A 16483-nucleotide genomic window follows, 5' to 3' on the forward strand; every position below is an offset into this window, starting at 1 on the left:
TTATTTCTTTATTGTTTGTTTCCTAGTTATTCGCGTTATTCTCAATGAATGCCTTCAATCAAAGGTTTCCCTTTATAATAATCGACCAGCTTGCATTTCATCAGATACATCAGCTTCCGCTGCAGCAGATCGGCTTTTGACAGAAGTAATGTATTTGCACTGGTTTGCAGATCGATCGGGCTCATCAGACCTTCTTCAAATTTACGTAAAGTTACCTGATAAGCAATTTCATCCGCTTTTGCTTTTTTATCCATCTGAATAGTTTCTTTGGCATAGCCCTCACGGTCGAGAATAGCTTGTTCGATGGCTGTCTCCAACTGACGGAGCACTTCTGTCTGCTGTTCCTGGGCAATACGCATATTATTGCGTGCCTTGCGCAGGTTGGTCAAACGGCTCAATCCGTCAAATAATGGGAAACTCAGGTTGAAAGAGATATATTCACCACGATTATTTTTAAACTGATTGCTAAAAGAAGCAGGTGCCTGCACTGCCTTCAGGTTCTCATAATAATTCGTAGAAACCCCGGCAGAGAAAGAAATTGAAGGCAACAAACGTCCTTTCGCCATCAGATACTGCATTTTATAGGATTTCAACTGAAGTTTTGCCTGCAAAGCTGTCGGATTATTTTCAGATGCGTAATCATATATTTCATCGATCGACTCCAACATGGTTGCATACGATTTATCCAAAAGCATGGTATCGACATCCAGTTCCATGTCAGAGGGGTAATTCATATTTTGCTTCAAAGTTAGCATAGCGGTATTAAGTAAATTCTGTTGATGGGTCAGATTGTAATCGTTGGCTGCTACCTGGGCTTCGATCTGTGCCACATCCGCTTTACCCTTCAATCCTAGTTCCTCCTGACGGCGGGTTTTATACAGGATACGGCTATTTTCTTCCAGCTGTTCGGCAGCCAGCTTAACGGTTCCCTGATAATACACTACATCCATAAAAGCCTGCATCGTATTAATAGCCAGATCATCTTTCGCCTTTTGGATATCGTTCATACCTAACTGACGGTTTGCTTTTGCCATACGCCATTGGTTGACCAATTGTCCCCCGTTAAATATAGGAATGGAAACTCCCAGGCTATATCCGTTATTGAAAGTAGATGTATTATTATAAACGTTAGTCTCCGGGTCGATCGAACGTCCAAAACTATATTGTGCACCAACACTGGCACTCATAGACGGAAAGAACGAAGCTACAGCAGAATTCAACTCTGCCTTATAAGAATCACTCGTATAAGCTTGTTTCTTGACTTTCGGACTGTTCTCAATAGCATAATGCATGCATTCATCCATTGTCCAGAGCTTTTCCTGGGCCATGGCGGCTGTTGCCAGGCTAAACGAAAGAATCGATGTGAATATTATCTGTTTCATTTTTGTGTTATTTTCTGCCTATAGAAGGGCAAAGACTGTGCCAAACCATTTAAAGAATTATTTATCAACACATTGACAAAACAAGTATTTTCTCAAAGTGTAAAAAAATTAGACAATGGTGTATAAATATTAGACAACAGATATTTATTCGTTTCATCCTCCTATTTTATATGTCTAAATATTAGACAGTGGTTAGGAAGTATAAAACCGAACCTGTATCTTTGCACTATAATATAGATATTATCATATATGGCTAAACAAGGCACCATACTGGTCGTGGACGACAATAAGGGGATTCTTACCGCAGTACAGATGCTGTTAGGCACCTGCTTTGAGAAAGTGATAACCATCTCTACCCCGAATAAAATAAAGACAACCCTGCACAATGAAGACGTGGACGTTGTTTTACTCGATATGAACTTCAGTGCCGGGATCAATACCGGTAATGAAGGACTTTTCTGGCTTTCTGAAATAAAGAAGGAAGACCCGTCGGTACAGGTAGTTCTTTTTACCGCTTATGCCGATATAGACCTGGCAGTAAGGGGGATCAAGGAGGGGGCTACCGACTTCGTTGTCAAACCCTGGAATAATGCCAAACTGCTGGAAACACTGAAAACGGCTTATGATATCCGGACAGCGAATAGGAAAGGGATTCCTCATGAAAGTAACAAGCAGGTTGTCTCCAAAGAAAGCGGTATGTTCTGGGGCGAAAGCAATGCAATGCAACAACTCCGCAACCTGATCGAAAAAGTAGCTAAAACAGATGCCAATATCCTGATCACCGGAGAAAACGGAACCGGTAAAGAAATGCTGGCCAGGGAAATACATATGTTGTCGAACCGTAAAAAGGAGGCAATGGTCCCCGTAGATATGGGTGCCATTACCGAAACATTGTTCGAAAGCGAACTGTTCGGTCATATGAAAGGAGCCTTTACCGATGCACGTGCCGACCGACCGGGTAAATTCGAGGCAGCCAACAACGGAACACTTTTTCTGGATGAGATAGGAAACCTCTCCTACCATTTGCAGGCAAAACTACTGACCGCCCTACAACGCCGCAGCGTAGTGAGAGTGGGGAGCAACACGCCTATCCCGGTAAATATCCGTCTGATTTGTGCAACGAACCGCGATTTACAGGATATGGTGCAAAAAGAACAGTTCCGCGAAGACCTTCTATATCGTATCAATACGATACACGTAGAAATCCCCTCCCTCCGCGACAGACCCGAAGATATCGTACCGTTAACAGAGATATTCCTATCTAAATATTGTAATATCTACGGAAAACCTTCCATGCGCCTGAGTGCGGATGCAAAGGAAAAGTTGAAACAACAGCCCTGGTTCGGTAATATCCGCGAATTGGAGCATACGATCGAAAAGTCGGTAATCATATCGGAAGGGGAAACGCTAGACAGTTCGGATTTCGATTTTCCCCGGAAGAAAGAATCTCCGTTGAAAGAGGCTACCACACTGGAAGAAATGGAATACAACATGATCAAAAATGCCATGGATAAATACAATGGCAATCTTTCGCTCGTTGCCAGCCAGCTGGGTATTTCACGTCAGACGCTATACAATAAAATCAAACGTTACGAATTGTAATAATGTTAAAAGGCATATATCATAGTCTGACTTTCCGGCTGGGTCTGTTCGGAATATTTACCGTCTGCGGAACCTACTTCGCTATGACCCGCCAATGGGAATGGTTCATTCTCATTCTTATCGGTTGGATCTATTCCATTCGGATGATGAGTGAACTATACAAACGCAATGCCCAAAAGGTAGCCTTCATGTTCGATGCCATCGATAACAGCGACTATGCCTTCCAATATGCGACCCGAGGTCGTTCTTCCAATGACAAACTGGTCAGCGAATCGCTGAACCGTATCACCCAGATACTTTTCCAGGCAAAAGCTGATGCTGTCCAGAAAGAGAAGTATTATGAACTGATCATGAACTCTGTCAATACCGGCATCATCGTATTGGATGATATCGGAAATATCTACCAGAGCAACAACGAGGCACTCCGTTTACTGGGGCTTTCCGTCTTTACCCATGTCAAACAGTTGGCTCGCATCGATGATAAACTACAGGCTACGATCGCTAATATCCTCCCGGGGGATAAACATCAGATATCATTCGTAAATGAACGCGGTACGGTCAACTTGTCTATCCGTGTATCCGAAATGACCCTCCAGGAAAAACATGTACGTATCCTGGCAATCAACGATATCAACAGCGAACTGGATGACAAGGAAATCGATTCATGGATACGCCTGACCCGGGTACTGACACATGAGATTATGAACTCCGTCACCCCTATCACATCACTGAGCGACACCCTGTTATCCATCCATGAAGATGCCGACAGCGAGATTCGGAACGGACTGGAAGTGATCAGCACAACCGGCAAGAGCCTGATCTCATTCGTCGAATCCTACCGCAAGTTCACTCATATCCCGACGCCTGAACCGTCGTTATTCTATGTACAGAAATTTGCCGAACGGATGATAAATCTGGCCCGTTATCACAACAATTTCCCTAATATAACGATTAATATACATATAGAGCCGACCGACCTGATCGTTTATGCAGATGAAAAACTGATTACGCAGGTTGTACTGAACCTGCTGAAAAATGCCATGCAGGCCATCGGCAGCGAACAGCCGGACGGACAAATAGAACTGAATGCATCTTGTAACCCGGATGAATCCGTGATCATCGAGGTTAGTAACAACGGTCCCTGCATCCCGCCGGAAGAAGCGGAACATATTTTCGTCCCGTTCTTCACCACCAAAGAAGGCGGTAGCGGTATCGGGTTATCTATCTCACGGCAGATCATGCGGCTTTCAGGCGGTAGTATCGCGTTGAAGAGCAATCCGGCAATAAACAAAACGTCATTTATCCTGACGTTCCCGTAAAAAACCGGAGAATGTCCTTTACAAGATTTTACCAGAGGCAGTTTGCCCAAAAAGACATCAGGAAAGAACAGAAAGAAAGTAACTAATATTTGGAAATACAAGCAATAAAAAATATGAAACTACTAGACAAACTCAAAATTAATCACAAACCTCGTTCCGGAGGATTAGACCTTTTGAAATATATCGGTCCCGGATTATTAGTCACTGTCGGATTCATCGACCCGGGAAACTGGGCAACCAACTTAGCCGCCGGATCCGAATTCGGTTATGCCTTACTATGGGTCGTAACCTTTTCATCCATCATGCTGATTATCATTCAACACAACGTAGCCCACCTGGGGATCGTCACAGGACTTTGTTTATCCGAAGCAACCAACAAATATATGCCCCGCACACTCAGTCGGCCTATTCTCGGTTCGGCCATGCTTGCCAGCATATCCACCTCGCTAGCAGAGATATTGGGTGGAGCCATTGCGTTACGGATGTTGTTCAGTATACCTATAAAGATCGGTGCCGTGATCGTTACAGTGGCCTGTCTGATCATGTTGCTCAGTAACACATACAGTAAAATAGAACGCTGGATCATCATGTTTGTCTCCATCATCGGATTGTCTTTCTTATACGAACTGGCTTTGGTCGATGTCAACTGGGGACAAGCGGTGCAGGGATGGGTAAAGCCTTCTTTTCCTGAAAATTCTATGCTGATCATTATGAGTGTGCTCGGAGCCGTGGTAATGCCGCACAACTTGTTCCTGCACTCGGAAGTGATACAAAGCCGTGAATGGAACCTGGAAGACGAATCCGTCATCAAGAAACAATTGAAATACGAATTTTACGATACGCTCCTGTCGATGGTGATCGGCTGGGCAATCAATTCGGCGATGATCATCCTGGCTGCGGCTACTTTCTTCAAGGAAAAGATAGCCGTAGACGAACTGGACCAGGCACAACAATTACTGGTTCCGCTGGTCGGAAACAATGCAGGCGTTATCTTTGCCGCCGCCTTATTGCTTGCCGGTATTTCCTCGACGATCACATCCGGAATTGCCGGAGCGTCCATCTTTGCCGGTTTTTACGGGGAGGCATACAACCACAAAGACTTACACTCCAAACTGGGGGTTATTCTTTCGTTCGTTCCGGCTCTGCTTATCATCTTCCTGATCGGCGACCCGTTCAAAGGATTGATCCTTTCGCAGATGTTGCTCAGCGTGCAGCTTCCCATCACCGTCTTTTCGCAGGTATATCTTACTTCCAGTAAAAAAGTGATGGGTCAATATGTCAATTCACGTTCGACCACCATCCTGTTGCTGTTGTTGGGAACGATGGTGACCGTCCTGAATATCGCCCTGTTAATCAGTTTGTTTTAACAAAATATTTATTCCGGACTATTTCAATTATACCCGGCAGGATGGAGATAAAAATGATGAGGACAATCAGAAGTTCCAGATTCTTTTGAACGATCTCCATTCCGCCGAAGAAATAGCCGGCATATGAAAACAAAACCACCCAAATAATCCCTCCTACGATATTATACGAAGCAAAATGGCGGTAATTCATATGTCCCATCCCTGCTACGAACGGAGCGAACGTACGCACAATGGGAACAAAGCGAGCAAGGATAATAGTTTTTCCTCCGTGCTTTTCATAAAATTTATGTGTTTTCTCCAGATAACTCTGTTTGAATATTTTCGAATTTGGATTGCTGAACAGTCTTTCACCGAAGAACCGACCTATTATATAGTTAGAAGCATCTCCCAGTACGGCAGCAGCAATCAGCACCAGTACAATCAAATGCACATTCATCGGATTACCCGGCAAAGCAGCCAAAGCTCCCGCCACAAATAACAACGAGTCACCCGGAAGAAAGGGAGTGACCACCAACCCCGTTTCACAAAAAATGATTAGAAACAAAATGGCATATATCCAGATGCCATAAGTCGACACAAGTGCAGCCAGATGGGCGTCGATATGCAGCACAAAATCAATCAGGAGATTGAAGTATTCCATATAAATGTATTATAATCTGTTCGATAAAATTAAGGCACAAATATAGGAAAAAACTTGTATTGCTATGCAGCGAATAAAGAAATCGCTACCTTTGTTCCGTTAATAAAGAAATAACATATTTATAACAGATATGAGCGATATCAAAACGAACGAAGAAGAAGGCAAAAAGAGCCTGAATTTTATTGAAGCAAATGTTGAAAAAGACCTGGCAGAAGGAAAGAATGGCGGACGCATACAAACTCGTTTTCCACCTGAACCAAACGGTTATTTGCATATAGGACACGCCAAAGCAATCTGTCTGGATTTCGGTATTGCAGAACGTTATAACGGAGTTTGTAACCTTCGTTTCGACGACACGAACCCTGTAAAAGAAGATACAGAATATGTCGATGCAATCAAGGAAGATATAGAATGGCTTGGATTCCATTGGGGTAACATCTATTACGCATCCGACTATTTCCAGCAATTGTGGGATTTTGCCATCCGTCTGATCGAGGAAGGAAAAGCCTATATCGATGAGCAAAGTTCGGAAGTTATCGCCCAGCAGAAAGGAACTCCTACCCAGCCGGGTATCGATAGTCCGTATCGTAACCGTCCTATCGAGGAAAACCTGACTTTGTTTCAGAAAATGACTGACGGAGAGGTAGAAGACGGAGCCATGGTGTTGCGTGCCAAAATTGATATGGCTAATCCGAATATGCACTTCCGCGATCCGATTATTTATCGTGTATTGAGGACCGCACATCACCATCGCACAGGTGACAAATGGAAAGTCTATCCGATGTACGACTTTGCACACGGACAGAGCGACTTCTTCGAAGGTGTTACGCATTCACTCTGTACCCTGGAATTTGTGGTACACCGCCCGTTATACGACCTGTTCATCGACTGGCTGAAAGAAGGTAAAGACCTGGACGACAACCGTCCCCGTCAGACCGAGTTCAACAAGTTGAATCTGAGCTATACATTAATGAGTAAGCGTAACCTGCTTACGTTGGTAAAAGAGAAGTTGGTCGACGGTTGGGACGATCCCCGTATGCCGACTATCTGTGCATTCCGCCGTCGTGGTTATTCCCCCGAATCTATCCGCAAATTCGTCGACAAGATCGGATATACCACCTACGATGCCCTGAATGAATTTGCCTTGCTGGAAAGTGCCGTTCGTGAAGACCTGAACGCCCGTGCCACACGTGTATCCGCTGTGCTCGATCCGGTGAAACTGATTATTACCAACTATCCGGAAGGACAAGTAGAAGAGATGGAAGCCATCAACAATCCGGAAGATCCGGAAGCAGGCAGCCATATCATCGAATTCAGCCGCGAATTATGGATAGAAAAAGAGGACTTCATGGAAGATGCTCCGAAGAAATTCTTCCGTATGACTCCCGGACAGGAAGTGCGTCTGAAGAATGCATACATCGTAAAATGTACAGGCTGTAAGAAAAACGATGCAGGTGAAGTGGTAGAAGTTTATTGCGAATACGACCCGAACACCAAGAGCGGTATGCCGGACAGCAATCGTAAGGTGAAGGGTACTTTACACTGGTTGAGCTGTGCACATAGCTTGCCGGCAGAAGTCCGTCTGTACGACCGTCTGTGGAAAGTCGAGAATCCCCGCGATGAACTGGCTGCTATCCGCGAAGCAAAAGATTGCTCCGTACTGGACGCCATGAAAGAGATCATCAATCCGGACTCTCTGAAAATATTGACAAACTGCTACGTTGAAAAGTATCTGGCAAATGCCAAACCATTAGATTATTTACAATTCCAGCGTATCGGTTATTTTAATGTAGACAAAGACTCTACGCCGGAAAAGCTCGTCTTCAACCGTACCGTATCTCTGAAAGATACCTGGAGCAAGGTTAAGGACAAGGCTTAACAATGTGCCAATTAAATTATTCCCTATGAAAAAAGATGATATCTCACGCTTGTTACAACGTTATCTGTCTGCCCGCGAAATGGGAAAAGAGCCCTATTTCGATGCAGATGAAATCGATGAACTGTTGGGCAGCTTTGAAGAATCGGATAATTATGAATATTTCGATGAAGTTTTAACCTTAGGGTTAAAGCTTCATCCCGGTAATACAGATTTACAGTTCAGACAATGCAAGCTTTACGTCTATAATGAAGACTATGAGAGTGCATTGGCTTTGATCGATTCAATCGCTGAAACAGACAACCAGGACCTCGACTTATTGCGATTGGAATGTTACTGCATGCTCGACCGGTATGATAAACTGATCGAATATACGGAAAGGCTGATCGAATCTGATTGCGAATATCTGGAGACTATATTCGAATACACCGCTCCCCTTCTGAGTGATATGGAAATGACGAACGAAGCGCACGATTTCATACGACGCGGCATCGATCTGTTCCCTGACAACCTCACTCTGAAAGATGAGCTATGCTATAACATGGAGATGAAAGGAGATATCGACGGGGCGATCAGTATGTGTAACGAACTGATCGATAAAGAACCCTACTCCTACGAATCCTGGTTCACGCTCGGACGCCTGTATTCGATCAAATCGGAATTTGAGAAAGCAATCGAAGCATTCGACTTCGCACTAACCTGCGATGACTCGGACCCGGAGCTGAAAATACTGAAAGCATACTGCCTCTACATGAATGAGAATTATGAAAAGGCATTGGAGGTTTATCAGGAGATCGATGCCACTACCGAAATAGCAGAACGTATCAAACCGCTTATGGCTGAATGCTATATCAAACTCGAGGATTTCGAAGGAGCATATAATTTACTGAAAGACATTATCGGTAAAAAGGCAACCTCCAACGAACCGGCTGCCTACATCAACTTTATCCGGTGTTGTGCTGAGACAGAACGCGACAAAGAAGCGTCCAAGACGCTCAACAAAGCAATCGAACTGTTTCCCAACAACGTCAGGATACTCTCTTTACTGGCTCTGACCTATGTGGAAAACGGAGAAGACAAGCTGGCTATAGAGACCACCGAACGTCTGTTCAATGTCCTGGATAAAGGAGAGAACTATCAGCCCGAAGATTACGAAAGTCTTTTCCACGCAGGTCAGTACCTGTATATGAAAGGAGATATCGACAAGGCACTCAAATATTATAATAAAGTATACGCCGTCAATCCGGAGTTACCTTATATGCACCTTCATATGGCTATGGCTTACCTGGCAAAGGGCGACATGAAGCATTTCGGTGAACACTTCAGCCAGACATCTCCGAAAGAACTGGTAAAATACCTGGAAGAATCCGGTATCGATTTCAGTGATGTAGAACAGCAACTGATGGGAAAACATATCCCACCGGAAGATCTGACGAAGGAATTCCTCAATAACAAAGACAATAACAACTAATGGACAGAAATCTAAAAGACTACGGTCTCCTACTTTTGAAAGGCATGGGAATGGGCGCAGCCGATGTTGTACCCGGTGTATCAGGCGGTACGATTGCCTTTATTGTTGGTATTTATGAAGAACTGATCGATTCGATCAAGAGTATCAACGGAGCAAGCCTGAAGTTACTTTTCACCGGTAAGATCGCCTCATTCTGGAAAGCGATAAATGCGAATTTCCTGTTGGCTATCGTTGCCGGCATTGCTATCAGTATCTTTTCGCTGGCAAAGATCATTACCTGGTTGCTGGTTACGCATCCGATCCTCGTATGGGCATTCTTCTTCGGTTTAGTTCTGGCTTCTACCTGGTTCGTTTCAAAAGATATCAAGCAATGGAACTGGAAAACAATACTGAGTTTTATTATCGGAGCCGTCATTGCGTACTATATAACTGTTGCCACACCGGCAGAGACTCCAACTAACTTATTTTTCATATTCCTTTGCGGTGCCATAGCAATCTGTGCCATGATCCTTCCCGGTATTTCCGGTAGTTTTATCCTGGTCTTATTAGGGAAGTACTTCTATATTATGGAAGCAGTAAAGACTCTCAATATACCGGTCATGCTTGTATTTATCTGTGGGGCAGCCATAGGTATTACCTCTTTCTCCCGTATACTTTCTTTTGCCTTGCGTCGGTTTCATGATACGACCATTTCGGTACTGGCCGGTTTTATGCTGGGTTCGCTGAATAAAGTATGGCCGTGGAAAGAAACAATCGAGACATATACCGACAGCCACGGAGTAATCAAACCGTTGGTAGAAGCAAATATCTTACCTAACCAACTGGTATGGGAAGCAGTCGGATTAATGATCTTCGGATTCGCTATCGTCTATTTTCTTGAAAAATTATCCATGAAAGGAGCTAAAGCTTAAAAAAATCTCTTCCCTATGCTCACGCACAAGGAAGAGCTTGTTCTCTCGCCAAAGAGAACCTCATCAATTATGTTAACCTTATTCAAGGTCATAGAAGGGAGCAGTTCGCCAGAGTTGCTCCCTTCATGTTGAAAACACACATATTCTTAGTATTGTTTATCTTTTCACCTTATTTATTAGCAAATAACATGCCAGAATCGTATCTATCTGATAATTAGCAATATTAAATAAACCGGACATGTCCGATAGTGGACAGTTGCCCGGTTTTGCTTATTGTATATCCGGCAACGCCATTTATATTGCAAATGGCGTGCCAAAATATACAAATACCTATCTATCAAACATATAAACATTATACACAAATCCTAATATGTCCAATTATTAGACACTGATGTACAAAATTTAGACAGTTATTACCTTACATCATATCTTGTAAAGAAATAAAAACAGGCCATAAACAGGACAGCAATTGTTATTATCATAGCAATCAGGTATCCGCTGATAAATTCGATACGCTGGCCGAACGATGCAATCTGTTCCTGATATTGCGGAATCTGGTCTACAGCGACGGACTTTTTACTGGTTGAATAATCTTCATAAGGATTATACCAGTGCGGACTACCTGAATCATTCGCATCTATATCTTTAAACCATTGCAGGAACCGTTCCTGAAAAGCATGCAGGTCATTCCAGTTCTTCTGAAAACGCAGGTAACCGCCTCCCAGGAAAGCTTCATTCATATAATCGAACTGGGCAATCGGCGAAAGCAACGTAAAATTACGGGTCTGCTCGAACTGACGGAACTGCTGCAAATAATAGGCATCATTAAACTTTTTATCGTTATTCATCAGGTTTGTCTGGTTCTTTGCACGTAACTCATGGCGAGGGAAAAACGCATCGCCACCATTGGACGACCAACTGCCCGGAGGCGCATTACGGTTAATATCGTCACTCGCTTCCCGGCGCTTACGGTCTACCTCTTCCGACGCCGGTATGCCGAATAGCTTTTTCGCCCAGAACACAGATGTATTAGGAATAATTACCGCAGCAAACAACCAAAAGCAAAGAGATATGAGCAGACTGATATTGGAATAACGCGTTACGACCGACGATAACAGGCCGAATACTGCGAAAGTAGTGATAAACAACAGACTGATCAACACAAATCCGCCCGTCTCCATCAAAAAGCTTCCGTTCAGCTGCACCTGTCCCGAAACAGCCAGAATAAGCAAACTGATTATTATACCGACCAACTCCATCATTCCCACGATCGTAACGATACTGAGCAATTTACTGCACAGGAAAGTACGCCGCGGCACAGCATTGGAAAAGACCAGTGCCAACGTCCTCTCCTCCTTCTCGCCCGATATCGCATCAAAAGCAAAAAGCAACGTGATAAAACTCAGAAACATAGAGACTATGAACGACCAGCTCAGGCTGTCCCCACGGCTTAATAACGGATTGTTGCTATCGTGACGCACCGAATAACCGAACACATTGTAAGCACTATATTCGATACGGTTAGGCAAATAGCTCTCTTTACAATCTGCAATTACACTGTTTTCACGCGGAGAAGTCACAAAACTACTCGGTTGTGTCGCTACCTTCGACACATTCTCGGCACGTTTAGCCAATGACTCCTGCTGAGCCTGGTTGTATTTGGCGTAATTATCGTGCATACCTTTAAAAGAAGAAACAAATGAAACACTTCCCAAACTAAAGACTAGCACAACAATTACAAAAGAAACCTGAAAACGCAGACTATATAAGTAGTTCTGCAATTCCCGTATATATAAAGTTGTAAACATAACTGTAATTATTTATTATCTGACATCATATTTCATAAACGACACGATTGTTCCGACCAACAATACGATCGCCAACCCCAGCAAGGCACATAAGCGTCCCAATGCATCGCCCAAAGCAGCAGAAAGTGCTACCGGCTGAGGGACATAACGAGGAACACCACTGGTATCCAGATATGGAAATTCACTGTTTCCTCTGTCATATCTCCTTTGTGCCTCTTGGTCTCCTGTATCCAATTCGGCACGGGTAGGAAAATCCTCCAGTTTCTGTCCCGTAAAGTAAGAGATAGATTCAAACAACTTATGATCTTTGAAATAAGTAATAAGGCTCTCCCGGTAATTGCGAAGACTCTCCATATATTTCAGGAAACAATTCGCATTGGTATGACACAAAGCATCTGTTGCCTGGCCAAACAATTCGGAAGGAGACAACCAGGCAATAACCTGTTGCAAATGTTGCTGCCGCATCAGTCCATCCAGGTAATCGCGTTGCAAAGCCCACTTCTTATCCGCATTATTCAACATGACAGGGGTTGACCAAATCTGCATCTGCTGATGGAATAAGGGAGTTTCGCGCGGTCCTCCTGCCAGTTCCAGATATTCCACACCATCTCCATTACAATTATTATAACTCAACCCACGCATATTGACCCGTTGGGCTGCTCGCGGCCATTCTTCCATATATTCTTTATAATACGTGTCATCATAATTATTCATCGCTGCCTGTACATTATCATACAGAGGTGCTTTAGAGATACTCTGAGAAAGATAAGTGGCAATATTAGGCATGAGGAAAAGAAACCAGATCCAGCACAGCAAGCTAATGATGATGGATGATGACGAATGCGTGACCCTGCTGGAGATAAACATACCCAACAAAAGGAATACCATCATATAAATAACAGATGTCAGGAAAAGCAATGCCACTCCGCCCCAATCGGATGCAGAAAAGGATATTCCCGGATTGACCACGATAATCAGGCAGGCCAACAGATAACAGAACAACAATATAGGAAGCAATATCAGCAACAGTCCCAACAACTTACCCATCAGGAAAGAAATACGGCTCACCTGTCCGGTAAATGTCAGCTTCATCGTCCCGTCTTCCCGTTCGCGGGTGATGGCATCGTACGAAAAGACAAGTGCCAACAACGAAATGAGGATAGCGATCACCTTTGAAAAGTCTATCGAGAAGAAGGCATTCAATGACGGGTTATCACGCGTAATCGTATGACCCGAAGGAAACAACGGATATTCCCAAAAAGCGATCTTTACCTTGTTTCCCACATTCGTCATTATACCCGTACTAAAAATACTCAGAGGTTCAGGCTCCTGTACGATGGTAGGACGTACCGCCGACCACACCCGACTCTCTTTCAATTCCCGATCCGCCTGCGCCTGTTCGATCTTATAGACACGAACCTGGTTCTCGTAATTGTCCACACTGACGATGATCGTAAACGGGATCACCAGGAGGCAGAGCACAAACCCTATAATAAACCTGACTGACAACAAGTTCAGCAGGAAATCTTTCTTTGCTATTAACCAAATCATATTATTTATCGTATTAGACAGTTTGTACTCTTATTCTAAAATAGCTTCTTGCATATAATCCAGATAGATTCGTTCCAGGTCGTCCTGAAGAAACTCTTCACGGCTACGGAGCATGACAAGACGCCCTTCCTTCATAATACCGACACGGTCGGCCACCGCTTTGGCACGGAAGAGGTCGTGGGTGCACATCAGGATACTTTTACCGGCATTGCGCAGGTTGATCAATATCTGCATCAGCTCGGCAGCACTCTTGGGATCGAGTCCGGTAGTCGGTTCGTCCATGACGATGTTGTTGGCATCTTTGATGATAGCGATGGCAAGACCTACTTTCTGGCGCATACCTTTGGAGAAGGTTTTCAACTTGCGTTCGAAGGCTTCTTCCTGAAGGCCGACACGGCGCATGACGTTATAATAATCGTCTTTTGTCAGATTCGTCTTCCCTCCCAGGCGGGCAAAGAAATCGAGATTCTGACGGGCGGTGAAGTTACCGTACAGCATGACGTTTTCAGAAACGAAAGCGACATGATTCTTAGTTTCCAACGGGTTCTCCATCACGTCGATACCGTCGATCAGGGCATGGCCCGAAGTCGGTTCGATAAAGTTCAGGAAAATATTGATGGAGGTGGTCTTTCCGGCACCGTTAGCTCCCAACAGGAAGAATATTTCCCCCGGTTTGATTTCCAGATTCAAGGCATCCAAAGCCAGGTTGCCGTCTTCGTATCTCTTTGTTAAATCGATTGCTTGTAACATAGTGTTCTTATTTATATTGTTATTATTATTTTATTTCTACTTAAGTGACTTAGCCATTACAGGTTCATTTGCCGTCGGTTTTAACCGACGGTTTACAAATTGTTTCTCTTCTTCGGCTTTAGCCACATTCCTCTTAAATAGAGAGACTGTTTAAAATAGGACTAAAGTCCAAGAGATAGATCATTTACCAGTCCGTCAGCTAAAGCAGACGGCAAATAAACCTGTAACCAAGCATGTCCCATTTATAATTGATGCCCTATGCCCGGATAGGCTCAAATCTTCATAACTTACCGCTTACTAAGCTTCATCCCGAACCAGACAATTCCACCTACAAAGCCAATTAGCAACAGGATTAAGAAGATTGTTCCGAAGATAGATGTGGCGGCGTTTACCTGGATGCGGACTGTCTTATCCTCTGTATCCACCTTGCGGTTATCCGCCATGGCTTCCGTCTTGATCTTTACTTCCTGGGCACCTACTCCACCGTCTTTCGGCGGGATGATGGTTACCTGTACGGTCATTTCCTTTTCCGGTTCCAGGCTGCTGATCACATCCGGTTCGATGCGGGTATCCCAACCCAAAGGCCTCTCAGCAGTCAGCTTGATGTTATCCAGGCGACGGCTACCACCGTTACGTACGGTCACATCCATTGTCACTTCTTTTCCTACGGTTGTTTCGTGGTAGAGGTTGTTTGCACGCACTTCGATCTTTCCTTTTCCGCGAGGGATGATCTCCAGATTTTCGTTACCGGCCTTCTCGCCGTTAGAGGCAGAAACAGTCTGAACCTGGAACTTGATCGGTTTGTCAATCACTACTTGCTGGTCGTCGCGGTCGGGTAAATATACCTGCAAAGATAATTTCTTTATGTTTACGCCCTGCGCAAATTTGATCTGGGTCACTTTACTTTCTCCGTCCATAAAGTCGTAAGTGATCTGACGCGGCAGGTCGAGTACTTCCAAACGATATACATCGTCCGAAGTAGAGAAGCGTTCGAGTGTCAGATCATACGTGGCCTTACTGCTCAGGTCCGCTTCCTGGCTGAACTGCATGGAGGAAATATCGATCACATTCACACTGGCATCTTTCTTCAGATAGATGTTCTTCTCATCCTTGCGGTTATTGTAGTTCAACGACACCGTAAGGTTCTCCGCATCTTTCAGCAATTCAAAATCGGCAGTCGCCACCTTCCCCAGTTCGATAAACGGCACACGGTACTCGTACGGCGAACCGATAATCGTCTTCGATTCGTTATCGACCAGCGATACATATATATTATATATCTTACCGGAACGCATCTCGGGCGTAAAAACATCGAAATGTTCTTTGAACTGGCTCAGATACTCTTCATTCCCTTCCAGCGCACTTTTCAGGGTGATCTTTACCTTGCGTTCGCCACGCTGGTCCTGATATTTCACGGCACGTTCCACCGTGATGTAACTCTGTTGCGAGATCAGCTTCAGGATCAGCTTCTGATAATCCACTTCCTTACTCAGCAGCTCATTCTTCGAACGGTTGAAATCATTAGCGGAGATGGCTTTCTCATTATACAACTTCGTGTCGTTCTGAAACTTCTGTTTCGCTACTTCATAGTCGGCACGTGTCTTCTTCAAGTCGAGCAACAAGGCTGCTTCGCTGTCACCTTCCGCCCGGACGGTAAAGGGCATCAGTAAAATGACCAGCAATACCGTGATAAAACTTTTCATGTGTTCGTTCATTTGTTCTTCTTATTATTAGTTATTTCAATTTCGTTCCTAAGTTTCTTTTAATTTCCTGCAATGGAAACTGGAGTTTCTTCGGTAGGAAACT

The 16483-nt window shown here is 44.2% G+C and carries 12 protein-coding genes; 6 read left to right on the forward strand and 6 right to left on the reverse strand.

What is annotated here, in order from left to right; genetic code table 11:
• Window positions 1-41: 41 nt before the first annotated feature.
• Entirely contained in the window at window positions 42-1382 is a 1341-nt protein-coding gene (locus DWW23_RS01775; RefSeq protein WP_122351561.1) for a TolC family protein, read from the reverse strand.
• A 249-nt stretch (window positions 1383-1631) separates the two neighbouring features.
• Between DWW23_RS01775 and DWW23_RS01780 the strand changes: the two genes are divergently transcribed.
• The 3 genes from DWW23_RS01780 (at window position 1632) to DWW23_RS01790 (ending at window position 5670) form a co-directional block, all read left to right on the forward strand.
• On the forward strand, window positions 1632-2984 hold the full coding sequence (locus tag DWW23_RS01780; protein ID WP_122351562.1) for a sigma-54 dependent transcriptional regulator: 1353 nt from the start codon (window positions 1632-1634) through the stop codon (window positions 2982-2984).
• A 2-nt stretch (window positions 2985-2986) separates the two neighbouring features.
• Window positions 2987-4303, forward strand: coding sequence for a PAS domain-containing sensor histidine kinase (locus DWW23_RS01785; RefSeq protein WP_122351563.1), 1317 nt, complete (start codon window positions 2987-2989; stop codon window positions 4301-4303).
• Window positions 4304-4416: 113 nt separating this feature from the next.
• Window positions 4417-5670, forward strand: a complete 1254-nt coding sequence (locus DWW23_RS01790; protein WP_122351564.1) for an Nramp family divalent metal transporter — start codon at window positions 4417-4419, stop codon at window positions 5668-5670.
• Here the strand turns inward: DWW23_RS01790 and DWW23_RS01795 are convergent.
• On the reverse strand, window positions 5657-6310 hold the full coding sequence (locus DWW23_RS01795; protein WP_122351565.1) for a DedA family protein: 654 nt from the start codon (window positions 6308-6310) through the stop codon (window positions 5657-5659). The genes DWW23_RS01790 and DWW23_RS01795 overlap by 14 nt on opposite strands.
• Before the next feature lie 130 nt (window positions 6311-6440).
• Between DWW23_RS01795 and DWW23_RS01800 the strand changes: the two genes are divergently transcribed.
• The 3 genes from DWW23_RS01800 to DWW23_RS01810 are packed head-to-tail and all read left to right on the forward strand — an operon-like array spanning window position 6441 to window position 10568.
• On the forward strand, window positions 6441-8189 hold the full coding sequence (locus tag DWW23_RS01800) for a glutamine--tRNA ligase/YqeY domain fusion protein (protein ID WP_122351566.1): 1749 nt from the start codon (window positions 6441-6443) through the stop codon (window positions 8187-8189).
• Window positions 8190-8214: 25 nt separating this feature from the next.
• The gene (locus DWW23_RS01805) at window positions 8215-9657 is read left to right on the forward strand and encodes a tetratricopeptide repeat protein (protein WP_122351567.1); all 1443 of its coding nucleotides are present in this window, start codon (window positions 8215-8217) and stop codon (window positions 9655-9657) included.
• Entirely contained in the window at window positions 9657-10568 is a 912-nt protein-coding gene (locus DWW23_RS01810) for a DUF368 domain-containing protein (RefSeq protein ID WP_122351568.1), read from the forward strand. The genes DWW23_RS01805 and DWW23_RS01810 overlap by 1 nt, the downstream gene beginning before the upstream one ends.
• Window positions 10569-10981: 413 nt before the next feature.
• On the opposite strand, the gene DWW23_RS01815 is transcribed toward DWW23_RS01810, so the two are convergent.
• The 4 genes from DWW23_RS01815 to DWW23_RS01830 form a co-directional block, all read right to left on the reverse strand.
• Window positions 10982-12376, reverse strand: coding sequence for an ABC transporter permease (locus DWW23_RS01815; RefSeq protein WP_122351569.1), 1395 nt, complete (start codon window positions 12374-12376; stop codon window positions 10982-10984).
• Window positions 12377-12391: 15 nt separating this feature from the next.
• Window positions 12392-13927: an ABC transporter permease subunit gene (locus DWW23_RS01820; protein ID WP_122351570.1), complete on the reverse strand. Its 1536-nt coding sequence runs from the start codon at window positions 13925-13927 to the stop codon at window positions 12392-12394.
• A 30-nt stretch (window positions 13928-13957) separates the two neighbouring features.
• The gene (locus tag DWW23_RS01825) at window positions 13958-14677 is read right to left on the reverse strand and encodes an ABC transporter ATP-binding protein (protein WP_122351571.1); all 720 of its coding nucleotides are present in this window, start codon (window positions 14675-14677) and stop codon (window positions 13958-13960) included.
• Between the two features lie 287 nt (window positions 14678-14964).
• Window positions 14965-16380 carry an NEW3 domain-containing protein gene (locus DWW23_RS01830; protein ID WP_233564238.1) on the reverse strand — a complete coding sequence of 472 codons (1416 nt, stop codon included), beginning with the start codon at window positions 16378-16380 and terminating at the stop codon, window positions 14965-14967.
• Window positions 16381-16483: the final 103 nt, after the last annotated feature.

This window comes from Parabacteroides sp. AF14-59, assembly GCF_003479515.1.
In the GTDB taxonomy this organism is placed as follows: Bacteria; Bacteroidota; Bacteroidia; order Bacteroidales; family Tannerellaceae; genus Parabacteroides; species Parabacteroides faecis.

Coding starts and splice junctions, on each gene's coding strand:
- DWW23_RS01800 (WP_122351566.1), top strand. CDS start 6,441: ATGAGCGATATCAAAACGAACGAAGAAGAAGGCAAAAAGAGCCTGAAT.
- DWW23_RS01795 (WP_122351565.1), bottom strand. CDS start 6,310: ATGGAATACTTCAATCTCCTGATTGATTTTGTGCTGCATATCGACGCC.
- DWW23_RS01790 (WP_122351564.1), top strand. CDS start 4,417: ATGAAACTACTAGACAAACTCAAAATTAATCACAAACCTCGTTCCGGA.
- DWW23_RS01785 (WP_122351563.1), top strand. CDS start 2,987: ATGTTAAAAGGCATATATCATAGTCTGACTTTCCGGCTGGGTCTGTTC.
- DWW23_RS01825 (WP_122351571.1), bottom strand. CDS start 14,677: ATGTTACAAGCAATCGATTTAACAAAGAGATACGAAGACGGCAACCTG.
- DWW23_RS01775 (WP_122351561.1), bottom strand. CDS start 1,382: ATGAAACAGATAATATTCACATCGATTCTTTCGTTTAGCCTGGCAACA.
- DWW23_RS01830 (WP_233564238.1), bottom strand. CDS start 16,380: ATGAAAAGTTTTATCACGGTATTGCTGGTCATTTTACTGATGCCCTTT.
- DWW23_RS01820 (WP_122351570.1), bottom strand. CDS start 13,927: ATGATTTGGTTAATAGCAAAGAAAGATTTCCTGCTGAACTTGTTGTCA.
- DWW23_RS01780 (WP_122351562.1), top strand. CDS start 1,632: ATGGCTAAACAAGGCACCATACTGGTCGTGGACGACAATAAGGGGATT.
- DWW23_RS01815 (WP_122351569.1), bottom strand. CDS start 12,376: ATGTTTACAACTTTATATATACGGGAATTGCAGAACTACTTATATAGT.
- DWW23_RS01810 (WP_122351568.1), top strand. CDS start 9,657: ATGGACAGAAATCTAAAAGACTACGGTCTCCTACTTTTGAAAGGCATG.
- DWW23_RS01805 (WP_122351567.1), top strand. CDS start 8,215: ATGAAAAAAGATGATATCTCACGCTTGTTACAACGTTATCTGTCTGCC.